At 74.3% G+C, this 5,900-nt stretch carries 5 protein-coding genes; 4 read left to right on the plus strand and 1 reads right to left on the minus strand.

Going from position 1 to position 5,900, the window contains the following annotated elements; genetic code table 11:
• Positions 1–585 precede the first annotated feature (585 nt).
• The 3 genes from VFE05_20180 (at position 586) to VFE05_20190 (ending at position 3,586) form a co-directional block, all read left to right on the plus strand.
• Complete coding sequence (locus VFE05_20180; GenBank protein HET6232404.1) at positions 586–1,047, plus strand: hypothetical protein; 462 nt, start codon at positions 586–588, stop codon at positions 1,045–1,047.
• A 114-nt stretch (positions 1,048–1,161) separates the two neighbouring features.
• Complete coding sequence (locus VFE05_20185; protein ID HET6232405.1) at positions 1,162–2,187, plus strand: hypothetical protein; 1,026 nt, start codon at positions 1,162–1,164, stop codon at positions 2,185–2,187.
• A 661-nt stretch (positions 2,188–2,848) separates the two neighbouring features.
• The gene (locus VFE05_20190) at positions 2,849–3,586 is read left to right on the plus strand and encodes a hypothetical protein (protein ID HET6232406.1); all 738 of its coding nucleotides are present in this window, start codon (positions 2,849–2,851) and stop codon (positions 3,584–3,586) included.
• Positions 3,587–3,734: 148 nt separating this feature from the next.
• Here the strand turns inward: VFE05_20190 and VFE05_20195 are convergent, their stop codons facing one another.
• Positions 3,735–4,652: a response regulator gene (locus VFE05_20195; GenBank protein ID HET6232407.1), complete on the minus strand. Its 918-nt coding sequence runs from the start codon at positions 4,650–4,652 to the stop codon at positions 3,735–3,737.
• Positions 4,653–4,679: 27 nt separating this feature from the next.
• Between VFE05_20195 and dacB the strand changes: the two genes are divergently transcribed.
• On the plus strand, positions 4,680–5,900 hold a 1,221-nt coding region (gene dacB, locus VFE05_20200), incomplete at its 3' end, for a D-alanyl-D-alanine carboxypeptidase/D-alanyl-D-alanine-endopeptidase (protein ID HET6232408.1).

Below are 5,900 nucleotides of genomic sequence, written 5' to 3' on the forward strand. Positions count from 1 at the left end.
ATCCACTCCGCGCCCGGCGGCCCCGCCATCGGCCGGGCCGCGAACGGCGTTGTGGTGCGCGAGGTGGAGCGGCGCGCGGGCTGGGTTCACGTCCGCCGCAGCGGCTGGGTGTGGGGCACGCTGCTCGAGACGCCCCCTGCCGTCGCCGCCGCGAAACCGCCCGCTCCAGCGCCCACCGCCGCACGCACCGCATCTGCCGTCCCCGCTCGCACTCCCGCGCCTGCGCCGGCGAAACCGTCCACCGCAGCCCGCCCTCCCGCGCAGGTCGCCGCCGCGCCCGCTCGCCCTGCGCCTGCGCCTGCGCGTACGACGACGCCGACCGCTCCTCGGCCGACGCAGCCCGCTGCACGCCCGCTTCCGGCGCTCGCATCCGCATCGGCCTTCCGCGGAAACGCTCCGGTCGCGGCGACGCCCGCTGCGCTCCGTCCGGCACCCGCCGCCGCAGCGCCTCGGCCGATGACGCCCGCGCCTCGCGCGGCAGTGACAGCGGCTCGTTCGGTCGCGACCGCGCCTCGTCCGACACCCGCTGCGCCTGCTCGTCCGACGGCTCCGCTGCCTGCGGCGACCGCGCGGCGGGAGGCCATCGTGCTGCGGACGGCGCCGAACGCGGGGACCATTGCCGTGGTCGATCCCGCGGCGCCCGTGCAGGTGCTGGCGCGCCAGGGCGAGTGGACACGGGTGCGCGTGGAGGGCTGGACGCGCTCGCCGGTGGCCGCCGCGAACGCCGCCGCGCCGGGCGTCACGCTGCGCGCGCTCCGCGAGGACCCGGACGCGTACGCCGGGCGCGACGTGGACTGGACGCTGCGCTTCGTCTCGCTCCAGTACGCCGACCGGCTGCGGACCGACTTCACGCCGGGCGAAGCGTTCGTGCTCGCCCGCGACCCCAACGGCGAGACGGGCTTCGTCTACCTCGCCGTGCCCGCGCAGCTCCTGCCGGCGGTGCGCCACCTAGCCGCGCTCCAGCAGTTCCGCGCCGTGGGCCGCATCCGCACCGCGCGCTCGCCGCTCATGGGCCACCCCATCGTGGACCTCGCCGCGCTCCGGTAGCGCCCGTCCGCCCCGCATCTCCAGACCGCATCTACCGAACCGTCAGCACGCCGGGCGCCACTCGCGCCCTCGCCGCCAGACCGCGATTCCGCACCAACAGGAGCCCGCCCCCGAATGCACCCGTCCCGCGTACTCGTCACCGCCGCCCTCGCCGTGCTCACCGGCGCCACGCTCGGCCTCGCCGCGCCGGGGAGCGTGCAGCCCGTCATGCGCTCGCTGCGCGCCCGCCCCGCCACCGCCCGCGAGGAGCTGGCGCGGCTGGCGCCCATGGCGTTCGGGCACAGCGGCAAGCTGCGCATGCTCTTCACCGACCAGGGCCGCGGCGTGGAGCTGCCCATCGTGTGGGCCGAGAGCCCACAGGGCGACGTGTCGTACGCGTGGCAGCCGCTGGGCGGGTCGCGCTCGCCGGGGCTGCTGGGGCAGGCGCGGCTGTCGCTGGGCGTGCAGGCGCCGCTCGCCGCCGGCATGTGGCAGCTCCGGCTGAACGCGCTGGGCTGGACGCAGACGGTGGACGGCCTGGCCGTGGTCACCCGCGTGCCGCTGTCGGACAAGCGCAACGGCTACCTGAACGGCTACCGCATCGGCGACTACGTGACCGAGAGCAGCGGGCGGGGCGACGCGTACGCGCCCCCGCCGGGCTTCATCGAGGTCACGCCCGAGAATCGCGACATGCCGGTGTCCGAGCACTTCACGCTGGGCAGCTTCGTTACGCACGACCAGGCCGACGTGTGGCCCAAGTACGTGGCGCTGGACCTGCGCCTCATCGACAAGCTGGAGCTGACCATCCAGGAGCTGAACGCCATGGGCGTGCGCACCGAGCGCATGGCGGTGATGAGCGGCTACCGCACGCCGGCGTACAACATCCAGGGGGTGGGCGAGGGCGGCCGGGCGCTGCTGAGCCGGCACACCTACGGCGACGCGTCGGACGTGTGGGTGGACAACGACGCCAACGGCTACATGGATGACCTGAACGGCGACGGCCGCATCGACACGGGCGACGGCGAGGTGATCCTGCGCGCCGTAGACCGCGTGGAGGCGAAGTACCCCGAGCTCACCGGCGGCGTGGGCGTGTACCGCGACAACGGCTCGCACGGCCCGTTCGTGCACATCGACGCGCGGGGCACCAAGGCGCGCTGGTAGGCTCTCCCGGCCGGTTGGCGGATGGGCGACGAGAGGGCGGGCCTTCTTTCGGGGGCTCGCCCTCTCTTCTTCGAACCCGGCGCGATCGATGCGGACGAACGCCGAGGGGCGAAGTGGTCTCGGCGGATGGGGGTTCGGCGCGCTTCGGACGGGCCGCTCCGGAGCCGGCCGGCGGAAACCGCCCCGCCGTCCGTCTCCTCCGCGGGGTCGGGGAGCCTCCTCCTCCGGCGGGCGATACTGCCTGCCCGCCTCCGTCCGGGGTCTCCCCGCCCGGCGTGAGCCTCGCGTGCTCCGCGCCGGCTCACGCATCACGCCGCGCGAGTCTCCCGCCGCACCTCTTCATCGGGGTACGGCGAACCGCCGCGGTCCCATCTTCGCGACGCGTCGCACGGCGTCCCTGCATCGGCTTCCTCATCTCCGCGAAACGCATCCGGTGGAGCGCACGGAAGGGTGACGCGGATGAATCTTTTCTGAAGTCGCGTCGTATCAAGGCAGGCGCACCGGGGTGCGCCCATGAACCACATACTGCCTGGCGCGCACGCAGCGCGGGAGCCGATAAATGTACTGCTCGACTTGTGGAGCCTTCATCGCCGAGGGCCGCACGGAATGCGGGGTCTGCGGTGCCGCGGCGCCCGCTCCGCGGGCACCGCAGCCGCCCCGCATGGTGGGCCAGGCGGGCCCGCTGGGGCCCAGCTACGCCTCTCAGTTCCCCACCTTGGTCGAGCCCAGCGGGTTCTGCCCCCGCTGCGCGTACGCGGGGCCGGGCGCCGGGCACTTCTCGCGCGGCCGGAACGTGGCGAAGCTCGTGGGCTGCACGGTGGTCACCGGCGGCATCATGGGCGCCGGCGGGCTCGCGTACTACCTGCTGCGCAAGGACCACCGCCTGTGCCCGCGCTGCGGGATGAACTGGGGCAAGTTCGGCGAGCACGGCGTGTCGCTCGACGCGGCGGGGCAGGGCACGGGCATGCAGATGGGCTTCGGCGAGCCGGACGCGCGCTACCGCCGCGGCTCCATCGTCCTCTTCGCGTTCGCGGCGCTGCTTCTGCTGGCGGGCGTGATCGACCTGGAGCTCCCGCCCATCCTGTTCGGCCTGCTCTTCGGCGGCGGGGGCTACATGCTGCACCGCAAGTCCGAGTCGCAGCGCGAGGCCCGCCGCGAGGCGCTGATCGGGGCGCTCCAGCCGCCGGTGCTCAAGCTGGCCGCCGAGCGCCAGGGCCGCCTCACCGTGACCGACGTCGCCACCTCGCTGGGCTGGGCCGTCCCCCGCGCCGAGAAGGTGCTCAACTCGCTCGACGACGGCATCCGCGTCTCGTCCGACGTCACCGACGAGGGCGTGATCCTGTACGAGTTCCGCGAGCTGCTGCACGCCCCGGAACGCCTCGCCAGCCCGCAGCTGTAGGCCGCGTCTCGGCAGATGCAGAGAGCCCCCGGCGACCGCACGGTCGCCGGGGGCTCTCCTTTTGCCGTTCAGCCGCGCCGCGGCTACGTTTCCATCGGCCATCGGCCATGTGCGTTCGTCGATCTGTCGGCTGAGGCCGGTCAGCCGGTCAGCCGGCCATCTGGACTTCGGCGATGCCGATGGTGCCGTCCTGCTTGGCGCGGTGCTTCACGTCGGCCACCAGCTCGCCCAGCGCCTCGAGCGAGCTCCAGTGCGCCGGGTCGATGTGGACGACGGCGGCCGAGAGGCGGGTGATGGGGAACTCGCGCTGCACGCCGTAGCGGTCGCGGCCGCTGTAGCTGCCCACGCTCACGGCGCCGTCGGGAAGGTGCGCAGGCAGCGCGCGGCGGAAGCGCTCCGTGACCTTCTCGGCGAGCTGGCGCGCATCTTCCGGGGTGCACAGCAGCACGAAGTCGTCGCCCCCCACGTGGCCCACGAACGCGCCGGCCTCGCCGCCGACGCCCGTGACCGCCTCGCCCGCCGCTCGGATCGCCGCGTCGGCCACGGCGAAGCCGAAGTGGTCCGCGAAGGGCTTGAAGTGGTCGAGGTCGAAGTAGCAGACGGCGAAGGGCTTGCCCTCGCCGCGGCGCCGCTCGATCTCGTGGTGGATGGCCTCGCCGCCGGGCAGCCCCGTCGTCGGGTTGCGGTCCAGCCCGCGCTGCGCGAGGCGCAGCAGGGCGGACACGCGGGCCAGCAGCTCGCGCGGGTCGAACGGCTTGTGCAGGTAGTCGTCGGCCCCCGCGTCGAAGCCGCGCAGCCGGTCCTCGATGTCGCTCTGCGCTGTGAGGATCAGCACCGGCAGGTGGGCGATGCGCAGGTCGGACTTGATCTCGCGGCACACCGCGAAGCCGTCGGGGGTGCCCATGCGGTAGTCCAGGATCACCAGGTCCGGCGCGTCGGCGCGCACCTCGGCGAGCGCCTGGGTGCCGTTGGTGGCCAGGCGCACGCGGTGCCCCCCGGCGCGCAGCACCTCGGCCACCATCTCCCGAAGCCCCGCGTCGTCGTCCGCGAAGAGGATCTCGCTCATCGCCCCCGTTCCCCGCGTGCCGCCATCATGTCGATCCGGTCTCTCTCCGCTCCTGGCGTCGTCCGCCGCCTCGCCCGCCCGTGGGCCGCCGCCGCGGCGCTGCTGTTGGCAGCCGCCGTGCCGCGGGTGGGGCAAGCACCGCGCCGCCCCAACGTAGCCCCTCCGCCGCCCCGTGTCACGCACCGCGCGCAGGACGCGGCGCTCGCGGCGCGCATCGACTCCATCGTCTCGCGCGGCCCGCTGGCGCGTGCGCACTGGGGCATCGAGGTGCGCGACGCCGCCACCGGCCGCGCGCTGTACCGCCGCGACGCGGACCGGCACTTCATGCCCGCGTCCAACCTCAAGCTCGTGGTGGCGGCCGCGGCGGCGCGCTACCTGGGTCCGGACTTCCGCTACCGCACCACCATCTACGGCACCGGGCCCGTGCGCGACGGCGTGCTGCACGGCGACCTGGTGCTCTACGGACGCGGCGATCCCACCATCTCCGGGCGCTACGAGGCGCGCCGCACGTCCATCTTCGAGGCGCTGGCGGACTCGCTCGCGGCGCGAGGAATCCGCCGCGTGGCCGGCGCCGTGGTGGGCGACGAGAGCCACTGGGAGGCCGAGCACCTGCGCGGCCAGTGGGAGCGCTACGACCTGCTGTGGTGGTACGCGGCGCCGGTGGGCGCGCTGGGCTTCAACGACAACTGCGTGGACATCCTCGCCGTTCCGGGCGCCGCGCCCGGCCAGCCGCCGCGCATCACCGCCGAGCCCACATCCCGCTTCTACACGCTGGACAACCGGGCGGTCACCGTCGCGGCGGGACGGCCGCAGACGATGGACTTCGACCGCGGCGAGCCCGGCACGTTCGGCCACGCCCGCGCCTACGGCGAGATGCCGCTGGGCGCCGCGCAACGTCACGAGTCGTTCGCGGTGGAGGACCCGGCGCGCTACGCCGCCACCGTCTTCCGCGAGGTGCTGGCCGCCCGCGGCATTGCCATGGACGAGCCCGCCGTGCGCGTCGTCTCCGATCCGGCGCGCTCCGCCGCCGCACGCGCGACGCCGCTGGCGGAGCATCTTTCACAGCCGCTGCCCAAGGTGCTCGCGCCGATCCTGCTCAACAGCCACAACTGGTTCGCCGAGCAGCTGCTGAAGACGTTGGGCCGCGAGGTGCGCGGCAGCGGGAGCTGGGACGCGGGCCTGGCGCTGGAGCGCGACTTCTTGGTGCGCGAGGTGGGCGTGGACTCCTCCGCGTTCGTGCTGGTGGAC

The sequence above is a fragment of the Longimicrobiaceae bacterium genome (assembly GCA_035696245.1).
Taxonomy (GTDB): Bacteria; Gemmatimonadota; Gemmatimonadetes; order Longimicrobiales; family Longimicrobiaceae; genus DASRQW01.